This is a genomic window from Agrobacterium salinitolerans (genome assembly GCF_002008225.1).
GTDB classification, from domain to species: Bacteria; Pseudomonadota; Alphaproteobacteria; order Rhizobiales; family Rhizobiaceae; genus Agrobacterium; species Agrobacterium salinitolerans.
This window is the reverse complement of the sequence record NZ_MRDH01000026.1, coordinates 44667-58380: the sequence shown is the minus strand read 5'-3', so window position 1 is coordinate 58380 and position 13714 is coordinate 44667. Positions and strand designations below refer to the sequence as shown.

Below are 13714 nucleotides of genomic sequence, written 5' to 3'. Positions count from 1 at the left end.
CCATGTTTCGCCCTGCATCTTGCAAAGCGGAAGGATAAAGGCGCCGATAAAGAGCTTGTGAGCCAGTACATCTGTTTTTTGCCAATCTTTGTTTTATGCTCTCTTCAACAAACGCGAAAACAGGGACATTCCCCCAATGATATTGGCACCACTGAAATCCCGTCTCCTCATTGCTCTTGCGGCATCCGCCCTGCTGATACCGGCGGCGGCCTCCGCACAATCGACCGATGTATGGCGGAAGGGGATTTCGACGGTCGGGGAACTGAAACATCCCGATGGCTTCGATCATTTCGACTATGTGAATACCAAGGCGCCGAAAGGCGGCACCCTTCGCCTGTCGACGGCGGGCACCTTCGATACCCTCAATCCGCTGCTCGCCAAGGGCGAGGCGGCGACCGGCCTTTCGCTGGTTTTCGATACATTGATGAAGTCGACCGAAGAGGAGCTGTCGGCCTCCTACGGGCTTCTGGCCGAGGGAGTAAGCTATCCAGACGATATTTCGAAAGCCACCTTCCGGCTGCGTGCAGAGGCCAAATGGGCCGATGGCAAGCCGGTGACGCCGGCGGATGTCGTCTTCAGCTTCGAAAAAGCCAAGGATTTGAGCCCACAGCTAGCGACCTATTACACCCATGTCACCAAGGCGGAGGTGAGCGGCGAAAGGGACATTACCTTCACTTTCGACGAGAAGAACAATCGCGAATTGCCGCAGATCGTCGGGCAATTGCTGATCGTTCCCAAGCACTGGTGGGAAGCCGTCGGCGCGGATGGCAAGCCGCGCGACATATCGCGCGGCACGCTGGAACCGGTGATGGGTTCCGGCCCCTACAAGATTGCCTCAGTCTCTCCCGGTTCGACAATCGCTTATGAACGCCGCGACGACTACTGGGGCAAGGACGTCAATGTGAATGTGGGGATGAACAATTTCAAAACCATCGCCTACACCTTCTTTGCCGATCAGGATGTGGAATTCCAGGCCTTCAAGTCCGGCACCGTCGATTTCCGTCAGGAAGCCTCCTCCAGCCGATGGGTTACGGGTTATGATTTTCCGGCCGTCAACGAAGGCCGCGTCAAGAAGGAAGAGCTGCCGAACATCTATCGCTCCGTCGGTATCATGCAGGCCTTCGTGCCGAACATGCGCAGGGAGAAGTTCCAGAACCCGAAACTGCGCAAGGCGCTCAATTATGCTTTCGATTTCGAGGAGTTGAACCGGACGCTGGCTTACGGCCAGTTCCAGCGCATCAACAGCTTCTTCATGGGCAGTGAACTGGCCTCTTCCGGCCTGCCGACCGGTCGCGAGCTGGAAATTCTTCAGGAACTGAAGGATCAGGTTCCGCCGGAGGTTTTCACAACCGAATATCGCAATCCGGTCGCGGGTGATCCGGCCAAGCAGCGCGACAATCTGCGCGAGGCGGTCAAGCTGATGAAGGAAGCCGGCTACGAGCTGCGCGGCAACCGCATGGTCAATGCGAAAACCGGACAGCCGCTCGATATGGAGTTTCTGATCGATTCCTCCGGCATGGAAAGAACCATTCTTCCCTATGTCCAGAATCTGAAGAAAATCGGTATCAATGCGACGATCCGCACGGTCGACGCCTCGCAATATACCAACCGTACCCGCAGCTTCGATTTCGACGTAACTGTCAAGCTCTGGGCGACATCCGCCAATCCCGGAAACGAGCAGGCGGATTTCTGGGGTTCGGCGGCAGCCGACCGGCAGGGTTCGAACAACCTCGCCGGCATCAAGAACCCGGCAGTCGATGCGTTGGTCAGGAAGGTCATATTTGCGCCCAACCGGGATGAACAGGTGGCCGCCGCACGCGCGCTCGACCGGGTGCTTCTGGCAAACAGTTACGTCATCCCGCAATTTTACCGCGGCGAGATGTTCATCGCTTATTGGAACACGCTCGTCCGTCCGGAAAACCTACCCCAATATGGCGTCGGTTTTCCCGAGGCATGGTGGTCCAGCCAGGCCGGAAACTGACGCCGGCCTTGCTTTCATGGCGAAGGCTTGATTCACATAGGGCGAGACGAATCGCTCAAAGCGCAGGCAGCGCTTTCAGGAAGGGACAGGTTTTGAAAGAAACGAAAACCGCTGACGTATCGGCCGGGAGCAGAGGCTGATGGGCGCCTATATCCTCAGACGTCTGGCGCTGATGATCCCGACCATCATCGGCATCATGGGCATTTCGTTTCTCGTCATCCAGTTCGCGCCGGGCGGGCCGGTGGAGCAGGTCGTCGCGCAATTGACGGGGCAGGGTGACAGCGCCTCCGACCGGCTATCGGGCGGCGGCGATCTTATGGGCCAGTCCGGCGGTTTCGATGACAGCGGTTCGAAATACCGTGGTGCGCAGGGTCTCGATCCGGAACTGATCGCCAAGCTCGAAAAACAGTTCGGCTTCGACAAGCCGCCGCTCACCCGTTTCCTCGAAATGATGTGGAATTATATCCGCTTCGATTTCGGCGACAGCTTCTTCCGCAATTCCTCGGTGATCGATCTCATCATTGACAAGCTGCCGGTCTCGGCCTCGCTCGGCTTCTGGATTCTGATCATTTCTTACATGATATCCATTCCGCTCGGCATCAAGAAGGCCGTATCCGACGGCTCGACCTTCGACGTCTGGACGTCAGGCGTTGTCATCGTCGGTTATGCCGTGCCAAGCTTCCTCTTCGGCATCCTGCTCATCGTCCTCTTCGCCGGCGGGTCCTTCTTCGACTGGTTCCCGCTGCGCGGCCTTGTGTCCGATAATTTTGCTGAACTGAACTGGTGGCAGAAGATCATCGACTATTTCTGGCACCTGACCCTGCCGCTGATCGCGCTGTCGCTCTCGGCCTTCGCGACAACGACGTTGCTGACCAAGAACTCCTTCATCGACGAGATCAAGAAGCAATATGTCATCACCGCTCGCGCCAAGGGCCTCACCGAACGCAGGGTTCTTTATGGGCATGTCTTCCGCAATGCGATGCTGATCGTGATCGCCGGTTTTCCGGGCGCCTTCATCTCGGCCTTCTTCACCGGATCGCTGCTGATCGAGAATATCTTCTCGCTCGACGGTCTCGGTCGCCTCGGTTATCTCTCGGTCGTCAATCGCGATTACCCGATCGTCTTCGGCACGCTCTTCATCTTCTCGCTGATGGGCCTCGTCGTCGGCCTCATTTCCGACCTGATCTATACATGGATCGATCCGCGCATCGATTTCGAGCGGAGGGACGTGTGATGACGCTTGTCCATACCGCTGAAACGGAAATGCCGGCAAAGCCGAAGCGCCCGTGGTTTTCGCCCACGACCAAGCGCCGCTGGCAGAATTTCAAGGCAAACCGGCGCGGTTACTGGTCCTTCTGGCTGTTCCTGGTCCTGTTTTTTCTGAGCCTCATTGCGGAATTCATCGCCAATGACAAACCCATTCTCGCTTCCTACAAGGGCGAGTTGCTGGTGCCGGTCATGGTCGATTATCCGGAAGAAAAATTCGGCGGGTTCCTGGCTCAGACCGATTACAAATCCTCCTTCATTCAGGATGAGATCAACGCCAATGGCTGGATGATCTGGCCGCCGATTCGCTATTCCTATCAGACGGTCAATTCCAATATTCCCCATTCGGCGCCGACTGCGCCCTTCTGGCTGATGGATAAAAAGGATCGCTGCTCGGCTTACCCGCAGGGCGATGCCGATCCCGGCTGCACGCTTGGCAATCTCAACTGGCTCGGAACCGACAATCAGGCGCGCGACGTCACCGCGCGAATGATCTACGGGTTCCGCATTTCCGTGCTGTTCGGTCTGACGCTGACCATCGCTTCCGCCATTGTCGGCGTCACCGCCGGCGCTATTCAAGGCTATTTCGGCGGCTGGACGGACCTGCTTTTGCAGCGTTTCATTGAAATCTGGTCGTCCATGCCGGTGCTCTACATCCTGCTGATTATCGCAGCCATTCTGCCGCCGGGCTTCTTCGTGCTGCTCGGCATCATGCTGCTCTTCTCATGGGTCGGCTTCGTCGGCATCGTGCGCGCGGAATTCCTGCGCGCCAGAAACTTCGAATATGTCCGCGCCGCCCGCGCGCTTGGGGTCGGCAACTGGACGATCATGTTCCGCCATCTTCTGCCCAACGCCATGGTAGCGACGCTGACATTCCTGCCATTCATTCTCTCAGGGTCGATCACGACGCTCACCTCGCTCGACTTCCTCGGCTTCGGTATGCCGCCGGGGTCGCCGTCGCTGGGCGAGATGATCGCGCAAGGCAAGAACAACCTTCAGGCCCCCTGGCTCGGCCTCACTGCGTTTTTCACCATGTCCATCATGCTCTCGCTGTTGATCTTCGTGGGTGAAGCGGTGCGCGACGCTTTCGATCCACGCAAGACGTTCCGGTGATCGCCATGACGGAAACAAATATCCAGCCGCTTCTCTCCGTCCGTGATCTCTCCGTCGCCTTCCATCAGGGCGGCGCGACGAGCATCGCCGTCGATCATGTCTCTTTCGATCTGATGCCGGGCGAGGTCGTCGCCCTCGTCGGCGAGTCCGGTTCCGGCAAATCGGTCACGGCAAATTCCATTCTCAAATTGCTGCCCTATCCGGCAGCGAGCCATCCTTCGGGAAAAATCCTGTTCGACGGCAAGGATATGCTGACTTTGCCGGAGCGCGCGCTGCGCGCCGTGCGCGGCAACGACGTCACCATGATTTTTCAGGAGCCGATGACCTCGCTCAATCCGCTCCACACCATCGAGCGGCAGATCGGCGAGATTCTGGAGCTGCATCAGGCGATTGCCGGAGCGGACGCGCGGGCGCGCACGCTGGAACTGCTGCTGCAGGTGGGTATCCGCGAGCCGGAAAAGCGCCTGAAGGCCTATCCGCACGAATTGTCCGGCGGCCAGCGGCAGCGCGTGATGATTGCCATGGCGCTTGCCAACCGGCCGAAACTGCTGATCGCCGATGAACCGACGACGGCGCTCGACGTGACGGTTCAGGCGCAGATTCTCGAGCTGCTCGGCGATCTGAAAACGCAGCACGGCATGTCCATGCTGTTCATCACCCACGATCTCGGCATCGTCCGCAAATTTGCCGATCGCGTCTGCGTCATGACCAAGGGCAAGATCGTCGAGACCGGTACGGTGGAGCAGGTGTTTACCGATCCGCAACACGCCTATACGCGCCATCTTCTGGCGGCAGAGCCAAAGGGCGAGCCTCCCCATTCTGACGCAACCAAACCGGTGGTCATGCAGGGTGACGGTATCAAGGTCTGGTTCCCCATCAAGGCGGGGCTGATGCGCCGGGTGGTGGATCATGTGAAGGCGGTGGACGGCATAGATATCACCCTTCGCGCCGGCCAGACTGTGGGCGTTGTGGGCGAATCCGGCTCCGGCAAGACGACGCTCGGGCTGGCGCTCTCGCGGTTGATCGCATCTGAGGGTCGTATCAGCTTCATCGGCCAGTCGATCGACCACTATTCCTATGAAATGATGAAACCGCTCAGAAACCGGTTGCAGGTGGTGTTTCAGGATCCTTATGGGTCTCTCAGCCCGCGCATGTCTGTCGGCGAGATCGTCGCCGAGGGCTTGAAGGTGCATGAACGGTCTCTGTCTGCCGATGAGCGCGATAAGCGTGTCGCCACAGCGCTGGAAGAGGTCGGTCTCGATCCGGCCACCCGCTGGCGGTATCCGCATGAATTTTCCGGCGGCCAGCGCCAGCGTATCGCCATTGCCCGCGCCATGGTGCTGAAACCGCGTTTCGTCATGCTGGACGAGCCGACCTCCGCGCTCGACATGAGCGTGCAGGCGCAGGTGGTCGATCTGCTGCGCGATCTGCAGGCGAAGCACGAACTCGCCTACCTTTTCATCAGCCACGACCTGAAGGTGGTGAAGGCGCTCGCCAACGACCTGATCGTCATGCGCCACGGCAAGGTGGTGGAGAGCGGCCCGGCGGCGGAGATTTTCGCCAATCCGCAGCAGGACTACACCAAGGCGCTGCTGGCTGCCGCCTTCAACATTGAGGCGGTGAAAACGAAAGCGGTCAACCAGTAAGACGCGTCACCTTTCCATTAAGACGATGATTTTTCTGTTGCTTCGCGGAAAATGCCGACCCATGTTGAGGGGCAGTGACGCGGAAACGGATTGATTGCCATGGCAGCGGATGTGATCGTTTTGGGTGCGGGGATCATCGGGGTCTCCATTGCCCTGCAACTGGCCCGCAGGGGTAAGTCGGTGGTGCTGGTCGACCGGCGCGGGCCGGGTGAGGAGACCTCCTTCGGCAATGCCGGGCTGATCCAGAGAGAAGGTGTCGTACCTTATGCCTTCCCGCAGGATCTCGCCCTTCTGCTGCGCTATTCCCTGAACAACAGCATCGATGCTCGCTATCACCTCTCCGCCCTGCCGAAGATCGTGCCGTTTCTCGGCCGCTACTGGTATAATTCCGCAGCCTCGCGCCACGCGGCAATTGCCCGCGCCTATGCGCCGCTGATCGAGCATTCGGTTTCGGAACACAACATCCTGATCGAGGAAGCGAAAGCCGGTGATCTGATCGTCAAGAACGGCTGGATGGAGGCCTACAGGACCGCCGTAAGGCGGGATGCAGATTTTGCTTTCGCCGAGCGTCTGGCGCGCGACCACGGTATTTCCCATACGAAACTCGACGCTGAGGAGCTTGCCGCAGCCGAACCGCATCTCAGCCATGATTTCGTCGGCGGCCTGAAATGGAACGATCCCTGGTCGGTGCGTGATCCGCATGCGCTGACGCTCGCTTATGTTCGGCTGTTCGAGAGCCTTGGCGGAAGTTTCGTCCGTGGTGATGCCTCCACCCTCAGCCAGACGGTGAGCGGTTGGACGGTGCGCACCGAAACCGGCGCGGTCGAGGCCGAACATGCCGTGGTGGCGCTAGGCCCCTGGGCGGATACCGTTACGGAACGGCTGGGTTACCGCTTTCCACTCGGTGTGAAACGCGGTTACCACATGCATTATGCGCCACAGGAGGGCGCGAAGCTCAATAACTGGCTGATCGACGCCGAGCGCGGTTATTTCCTCGCGCCGATGCGCAAGGGTATCCGCCTGACGACGGGCGCGGAATTCGCCGAACGCGATGCGCCGAAATCTCCCGTGCAGATCGAGCGGGCGGAGCGGGTGGCGCGTACCGTCTTTCCTCTCGGCGGCCGGCTGGATGCGGAGCCGTGGATGGGAGCGCGGCCCTGTACGCCGGATATGATGCCGATCATCGGCAAGGCGCCGCGCCATAAAACATTGTGGTTTGCTTTCGGGCACGCCCACCATGGCCTCACACTTGGGCCGATCACCGGCCGTGTGCTGGCGGAAACCATGCTTGGCGAAACGTCGGTTATCGCCATCGACGCCTATCGCCCGGAAAGGTTCAATCCCTGATAGCTAAATCCGCTGGCCTTCCGGGGACAGGCCACGTAACATGGTCGCGTGCAAAGGGAAAAGGGGCGAAACGTCATCATGGTGGCGAGGTTTCTCATCTATCAGCAGCAGGACGACTTTCGTTAGCGCAACTCGCTGCGCATGAAACGAGATGGAAACGGCTTGCTGGTGCATGATGGATGATATTGAAAACGCAAAGAAATTTTTCGCCGATAATCCCGATATCGAAATTCTCGAAGCTTTCGTCATAGATGCGAACGGCGTGCCGCGCGGCAAGTGGATTCCGCGCGAACGGGCAATTGACGTTCTTGAGAAAGGAATGGCCATTCCCCGGTCGGTCTATGCGCTGGATATCTGGGGTCGAGATGTGCATGCTGCAGGTCTTGCGGAAGGCACGGGCGATCCAGACGGTTTTTGTTTCCCCGTTCCAGGCACGCTGTCGCGGGTGACATGGCTTGGCCGCCCAACGGCACAGGTTCTGCTGGCAATGAAAAATCCGGATGGGACCGGCTTTTATGGCGATCCGCGCCATGTTCTGGCGCAGGTTCTAAGCGCCTATAAAAAGGCGGGCCTCACGCCGGTCGTGGCGACCGAACTTGAATTTTACCTGATCGATCCTGTCCGCTCCGCGCTCGATCCTGTCCGCCCGCCGCGCAGCCGCGAGGGCCGATGGCACACGGGCCAGACACAGGTTCTGTCGATTTCCGAATTACAGGATTTCGAGGATGTTTTCCATGATATTGCCACGGCCTGCCGCGCACAGGGCGTCCTTGCCGATACGACGCTGCGGGAAAACGGCCCCGGGCAATATGAGATCAACCTCAACCATGTGCCGGATGCATTGCAGGCGGCCGATTTCGCCGTCTTCCTGAAACGCATCGTCAAGGGCGTGGCGCGGCGGCATGACCTCGACGCCACCTTCATGGCCAAGCCTTACGGGTTGCAGGCCGGCAACGGCATGCACGTGCATTTTTCCGTTCTCGACAGGGACGGCAGGAACATATACGCCGGGGAGAACGGCCCGTCGGATGCTTTGATGCATTCAGTCGGCGGCCTCTTGGAAAACATGGGTGAAAGCATGGCGATCTTCGCCCCCCATGCCAATTCCTACCGCCGCCTGACCCCCAGCGAACATGCGCCGACCTACGCCTCCTGGGGCATCGACAACCGCTCGGCGGCGGTGCGTGTCATCGTTGCCAGCAAGACGGCGACGCGTATCGAACATCGGGTCGCGGGCGCTGATACCAACCCCTATCTCGTTGTCGCGATGATCCTGAGCGCCGCATTGGCAGGCATGAAGGAGAAGCGCCAGCCGGGCGGCGCGATTGCCGGCGACAGCCACGCGATCAATCACGAGCCGCTGCCCACCAACTGGGACTACGCGTTGCAGCGCTTCACGCGCTCGAGCTTTGCCTATGCGACGCTCGGCCAGAAGTACCGCACGCTGTTTTCCGCCTGCAAACAGCAGGAGCTTTCCGAATTTTCCCTGCGTGTAACCGACGTCGAATATGACGCCTATATCAGGACGGTGTGAAATGGCTGAGGTAACGAATATTCCCAATCCCGGCCACACATCGTCATGGTATGCGGCCTCCGCCAATGTCAAAACCGTGCGGCCGACACTCGAAGGCGCGCTGGACGCCGATGTCTGCATCATCGGTGGCGGCTTCACCGGCATTTCCGCCGCGCTCGAACTCAGTGAACGCGGCTATTCTGTCATCGTCCTGGAAGGTGTCCGCGTCGGCTTCGGCGCTTCGGGGCGCAATGGCGGTCAGATCGTCAACGGCTATAGCCGTGATCTCGAAACCATTGCCGGTCGCTATGGGCATGACAAGGCGGTGAAACTCGGCGAAATGTCGCTTGAAGGCGGCGCGATCATCCGCAACCGCATCGCCAACTACGCCATCGATTGCGATCTCGTCGATGGCGGTTTCTTTGCCGCCTTCACACCGAAACAAATCCGCGAGATGGAAGCTCACAAAGCCCATTGGGAAAAACACGGTCATGGCGGTCTCGAAATGGTCTCCAGGGCGGATGTCGGCCACTATGTGAAGACCGACCGTTATGCTGGCGGCATGATCGACCGCTTCGGTGGCCATATCCACCCGCTCAATCTGGTGCAGGGCGAGGCGGCGGCTGCCGAAAGCCTTGGAGCCCGCATATTCGAAAATTCGCGTGTCATCGCGGTGGAGCAGGGCGTCAATCCCATCGTGCGCACGGCAACGGGCAGCGTGAAGGCGAAATATGTCCTCGTCTGCGGCAACGCCTATCTCGGCAAACTCTTGCCGGAAATCGGCGACCGCATGATGCCGGTCTCAAGCCAGGTCATGGCAACGGAGCCGCTCGATGCCGATCTGATCGAGGCCCTTCTGCCCGCCAATTATTGCGTCGAGGATGCCAATTACATTCTCGATTATTACCGCCGCACCTCCGACAATCGCCTGCTCTATGGCGGCGGCATCGGCTATGGCGGCAGCGATCCTGCCGATCTGACGGGTGTGATCCGGCCGAATATGCTGAAGACCTTTCCGCAACTGGAAAAGACGAAGATCGACTTTGCCTGGAGCGGCAATTTTGCGCTGACGCTCACGCGCATCCCGCATATGGGCAGGCTGTCCGACAATATCTATTTTTCGCATGGCGACAGCGGCCATGGTGTTACGACAACCCATCTGCTTGGCAAGATACTGGGCGAGGCCGTTGCCGGCCACGCCGAACGTTTCGATATCTGGAGTTCGCTGCCGAATTATCCGTTCCCCGGCGGCAAGACCTTCCGGGTGCCGCTGACCGTGCTTGGCGCATGGTGGTACGGCCTGCGCGACAGGCTCGGATTTTAGAACGTCACCGTCTTCAAACCGGAAAGTGCGTTATTCGCAATATCCTCCGGTGTGGCATCGATGCTGACGGTCACGACGCCCGGTTCGCCGGTCGGCACTTCCAGTGTGGCAAGCTGGGTCTGCAGCAGCGAAAGCGGCATGAAATGGCCCTTGCGTTCGCCCATGCGCCGGCTGAGAAGCTCCAGGCTGCCATCCAGATAGACGAAAGCCAGCGGGCCGCCAGTGGCCTTGCGAAGGCGGTCGCGATAGATTTTCTTGAGCGCCGAGCAGGAAACGACGACACCGTTGCTTTCGCTGCCCTTGCGCAGTTCCGCGCCGATCAGATCGAGCCAGGGCCAACGGTCTTCGTCCGTCAGCGGAATACCTTCGGACATTTTTTCGACATTGGATTTCGGGTGCAGCTTGTCGCCCTCTATGAAGGCAATGCCCAGTTTCTCCGCCACTGCTTCCGCGACTGTGGACTTGCCGGAGCCGCTCACTCCCATCACGACAATTGCCTGTGTCACCCGCACCTCGAATGTTTCTGTTTCGACCGTCAGCCCCTATCATGTGCGGCAGGCATCGGGAATATAAAAATGCGGGGGCTTGCACTGTGTCAGTGCCCGGTTTTGCGCGCCGCAGTCTTTTCCATGGCGGAAAAGGCCGCGTGAATCAGGATCGCCAGCGCCGCAACGATCAGCCCGCCCTGAAGAATGAAGGCCAGATTGTTGGATTGCAGGCCAGCAATGATCACTTCGCCGAGGGTGCGCGCCGCGACTGTCGAGCCGATGGTCGCGGTCGAAAGGCTGATGACCGCCGAAAGCCGGATGCCGGCGAGAATGGCTGGAAGGGCAAGCGGCAACTCCACTTTGACAAGGCGTTGCCAGCCGGTCATGCCGCTTCCTCTCGCGGCGTCCATCACCGTGGCGGGCAGGGTCGTAAGACCCGTCAGCGAATTTTCGAATACCGGCAAAAGCGCGTAGAGAAACAGGGCAATGAGCGTCGGTTTTTCGCCAAAACCGATCATCGGCACGGCCAGCGCCAGCACCGCCACGGGCGGAAAGGTTTGGCCGATATTAACGATGCTGCGCGACAGCGGCAGGAAATCCGCCCCGAAAGGCCGGGTGACGAGAACCGCAAGGGCCCCCGCCGTGAGCGTGGCCAAGCCCGTGGCAATCGCCACGATAGTTAGATGCGACAGAGTGAGGGAAAGCAGATTGGCCTGCGTGTAGATTGCGGGTGCATTGGCCTGCACGAGAGGGCGGAACACCGGTACGAAGACCTGCGGCGCTGCCAGAAAGATGATCAGCGCCAGTAGCAGTAGCCCGAGAGCAAAGAAGGATAATGCGTTTTTCATAGGGCTCCGGCGGCGCGCTGGAGGAGAACATCACGCCGCACCCGGCCGGCGGGTTGCCCATCGTCCCCGACGACCGGCAAGGCATCGCAACCCGCCCATAACATCGCCGACAGGGCGTCGCGCTGGCTTGTATGTTCGGTGAGCGGTTCGCCCTTAGCATTTCCCGGCTCCACGACATCGGCAACGGAGAGAACGGATAGCAGTTTCAGCGCCCGTTCGTTTTCGCCGATCATGGTGCGCACGAAATCCGTCGCCGGTTTCAGCACCAATTCGGCCGGCGGGCAGTCTTGGACGATACGGCCTTTGTCCATCACGGCGATACGATCCGCCAAATGAAAAGCCTCGTCCATATCGTGTGTGACGAGAACGACGGTCACGCCGAGCTTTTTCTGGATGTCGAGAAGATCGTTCTGGGCCTTGGCGCGGATCACCGGGTCCAGCGCGCCGAAGGGTTCGTCCATCAGGAGAATGTTCGGTTCGGCGGCCAGCGCACGCGCCACGCCGACACGCTGCTGCTGACCGCCTGACAGTTCATGCGGGAAACGGTTGGCATAAAGCGCGGGATCGAGCTGGAAGAGCTGCATCAGCGCGTCGATCTTCGCATCGATCCGCTTGCGATCCCAGCCGATCAACTGCGGAACAGTCGCAATATTTTCGGCCACCGTCCGGTGTGGAAAAAGGCCATGGCCCTGAATGGCGTAGCCGATCTGGCGGCGCAGCTTGAAGCCGGGTATGGCGCTGACATCCTCACCGTCGATACGGATCGTGCCGGAGGTGGGCTCCACCAGCCGGTTTATCATGCGCAGCAGGGTGGTTTTTCCCGAGCCGGAGGTGCCGACGATGACGGTGACGGTGCGCGGCGCGACAGTCAACGATACCTGATCAACGACGGCTGCATCGCCATATCGCTTCGTGATGGTGTCGATCTCGATCATGCCTTTTGCCTTCCGCCTGCGCTGAAGAGATTGCTGTCGATGAGGGCGTCGAGTGTTATTGCTGCGGCAAAGCCAAGAAGGACGGTCGGTACGGTGCCGAGCAGCACGAGGTCCATCGCTGTCTGCCCGATGCCCTGAAATACGAAAACGCCAAAACCGCCGCCGCCGATCAGGGCGGCTATCGTCGCCAGGCCGATATTCTGCACCAGTACGATGCGGATGCCGGTGAGGATGACCGGCATGGCCAGCGGAAATTCCACCCGCAGCAGCCGTTGCACCGGCGTCATGCCAAGCCCGCGCGCCGCTTCCCGGACCGCCTGCGAAACGCCGGAAAGACCGACCACAGTGTTGGAAACGACCGGCAGCAGCGAATAGAGAAACAACGCCACGAAAGCGGGCGCCATGCCGATGCCGGCGATGCCGATTTTCGCGGCGCCCGGCACAGTGGCTGCGATCCACCCCAGCGGGGCGATCAAAAGGCCGAAAAGGGCGATGGAAGGGATGGTCTGGACGATATTGAGGCCATTCAGTACACCCGCGCGCAACCACTCGACCCTGTAACAGAGTATCCCCAGGGGAATACCCACTACGGTCGCCGCGATCAGCGAGCCTATGGCAAGTTCCACGTGCCGCAAAGCCTCGGTCCAGAACGTATCGGCCCGGCCGGTATATTCCTTGATGATGGAGAGGTCGTTCCAGAGGCCGCTTGTCAGCACGGCCGCGAGTGCGGCGATGGCCGCCAGCAGCAACAAAATCCGGGCAGCGGGCTTCGGCTCAAGACGCGCAATACAATCCGTAGCAAGCAGAGCCAGACCGGCAAACATCAACCAGAAGCCGCTTGCGGGTGAAACGCGGGCAAAACTGTTACCCTCTGGCGTGAGAAAAGATGCCGCCTGCCCGATGAAAACCGCCAGTGCCGCAAGACCGACCAGCGCGACTGCGAGTTTCAATCGCGTGGGAAAGCGGAAAAAGGCGATGAAGACTGAAACAAGAACGATGGTGACGAGAAGAGTTGCAGCTGAACCCGGAAGCGCTTCGAAGACCGTGCGTGTCTCGCCCTGAACGATCCGGTTGGCACGCAATGTCATGAAAGGCGACGCAAAAAGCGCATAAAGAAGCAGGGACGAAATCACCACGCCCACTTTGTCAGGCCACTTCGTCAAATCCTGCTCCCCTGCCTTTTGTCTCGCCTACTCTGGATTCGGACCGGATCATGGGAACGTACCGGCTCCCGCAACCCGCTCCGGCGTCGC

General features: G+C 59.7%; 11 protein-coding genes. 7 read left to right on the top strand and 4 right to left on the bottom strand.

Annotation, left to right across the window (positions count from 1 at the left end; all coding sequences use genetic code 11):
* Positions 1-136: 136 nt before the first annotated feature.
* The 7 genes from BS627_RS17940 to BS627_RS17910 all read left to right on the top strand — a co-directional run bounded on the left by BS627_RS17940 (position 137) and on the right by BS627_RS17910 (position 10190).
* Entirely contained in the window at positions 137-1981 is a 1845-nt protein-coding gene (locus tag BS627_RS17940) for an extracellular solute-binding protein (protein WP_077984524.1), read from the top strand.
* A gap of 139 nt (positions 1982-2120) precedes the next feature.
* Positions 2121-3215, top strand: a complete 1095-nt coding sequence (locus BS627_RS17935) for a microcin C ABC transporter permease YejB (RefSeq protein ID WP_077984523.1) — start codon at positions 2121-2123, stop codon at positions 3213-3215.
* Positions 3216-3244: 29 nt separating this feature from the next.
* The gene (locus BS627_RS17930) at positions 3245-4360 is read left to right on the top strand and encodes an ABC transporter permease (RefSeq protein WP_406568461.1); all 1116 of its coding nucleotides are present in this window, start codon (positions 3245-3247) and stop codon (positions 4358-4360) included.
* A 5-nt stretch (positions 4361-4365) separates the two neighbouring features.
* The gene (locus BS627_RS17925; RefSeq protein ID WP_077984617.1) at positions 4366-6006 is read left to right on the top strand and encodes an ABC transporter ATP-binding protein; all 1641 of its coding nucleotides are present in this window, start codon (positions 4366-4368) and stop codon (positions 6004-6006) included.
* Between the two features lie 99 nt (positions 6007-6105).
* Positions 6106-7353: an NAD(P)/FAD-dependent oxidoreductase gene (locus BS627_RS17920; RefSeq protein ID WP_077984521.1), complete on the top strand. Its 1248-nt coding sequence runs from the start codon at positions 6106-6108 to the stop codon at positions 7351-7353.
* Between the two features lie 172 nt (positions 7354-7525).
* The gene (locus BS627_RS17915; protein ID WP_165691302.1) at positions 7526-8887 is read left to right on the top strand and encodes a glutamine synthetase family protein; all 1362 of its coding nucleotides are present in this window, start codon (positions 7526-7528) and stop codon (positions 8885-8887) included.
* A 1-nt stretch (position 8888) separates the two neighbouring features.
* Complete coding sequence (locus tag BS627_RS17910) at positions 8889-10190, top strand: NAD(P)/FAD-dependent oxidoreductase (RefSeq protein ID WP_165691301.1); 1302 nt, start codon at positions 8889-8891, stop codon at positions 10188-10190.
* Here the strand turns inward: BS627_RS17910 and BS627_RS17905 are convergent.
* The 4 genes from BS627_RS17905 to BS627_RS17890 all read right to left on the bottom strand — a co-directional run bounded on the left by BS627_RS17905 (position 10187) and on the right by BS627_RS17890 (position 13624).
* Positions 10187-10675 (bottom strand): gluconokinase, encoded by a 489-nt coding sequence (locus tag BS627_RS17905; RefSeq protein WP_165691313.1) that lies wholly within the window; start codon positions 10673-10675, stop codon positions 10187-10189. The two genes, BS627_RS17910 and BS627_RS17905, sit on opposite strands and share 4 nt — an antisense overlap.
* A gap of 110 nt (positions 10676-10785) precedes the next feature.
* Positions 10786-11526 (bottom strand): ABC transporter permease, encoded by a 741-nt coding sequence (locus tag BS627_RS17900; protein ID WP_077984519.1) that lies wholly within the window; start codon positions 11524-11526, stop codon positions 10786-10788.
* Positions 11523-12461: an ABC transporter ATP-binding protein gene (locus tag BS627_RS17895; protein ID WP_077984518.1), complete on the bottom strand. Its 939-nt coding sequence runs from the start codon at positions 12459-12461 to the stop codon at positions 11523-11525. Before BS627_RS17895 ends, BS627_RS17900 begins: the two co-directional genes overlap by 4 nt.
* Entirely contained in the window at positions 12458-13624 is a 1167-nt protein-coding gene (locus tag BS627_RS17890; RefSeq protein WP_165691300.1) for an ABC transporter permease, read from the bottom strand. Before BS627_RS17890 ends, BS627_RS17895 begins: the two co-directional genes overlap by 4 nt.
* Positions 13625-13714 lie beyond the last annotated feature (90 nt).